Annotated in this window: 1 protein-coding gene; it reads right to left on the bottom strand. The window is 46.8% G+C overall.

All coding sequences use genetic code 11. From position 1 onward, the window contains the following. Positions 1–577 (bottom strand): AMP-binding protein (locus Q4489_RS18250; RefSeq protein WP_303483396.1); only part of this gene is annotated, 577 nt, incomplete at both ends.

Raw genomic sequence — 577 nt, 5'->3', positions numbered from 1 at the left:
AAGGTAACGGTATCGCGATTTATCTCGACGTAATCCACATCGCAGACAAGTGAAACAACGTTGCCATGCTCAACCATTACCCCTTTAGGTGTACCAGTTGAGCCTGAGGTATACATCACATAAGCTAACTGCGTCGGCTCACTAACCAGTGATAAATTCCTCGTTGGCTGCGTTTCAAGCTCGGCCTGTACCGTTATATTGTCTAACGCCATAACCGTCGGCGATGATAACCAAGGTGCATCCGCTAGCGCTTCAATCGTCAATACCGTACGTAACGCAGCATCGTCCAACATCATCGTTAGTCGCTCTGTTGGGTAATCGGCATCAAGTGGCACATAAGCACCTCCAGCCTTCAATACCGCTAATATCGCAACCATCAATTGAGGCCCACGTGGTAAACAAATACCGATTAACTCTTCTTTTGCTACCCCTCTCGCCTCACGAAGGTAATGTGCTAACTGATTAGCTTGTGTGTTAAGCGCTTCGTAACTTAACTGCGTACCTTCACCGACTACTGCAATAGCATTTGGCTGCTCAGTCGCTTTCGCTTCTAATAATTGATGCAAGCTTTCATTTG

The organism is Thalassotalea sp. 1_MG-2023 (genome assembly GCF_030546745.1).
Lineage (GTDB): Bacteria > Pseudomonadota > Gammaproteobacteria > Enterobacterales > Alteromonadaceae > Thalassotalea_C.
Note: the sequence above shows the minus strand (reverse complement) of the source record. Positions and strands in the feature narration are given on the sequence as shown.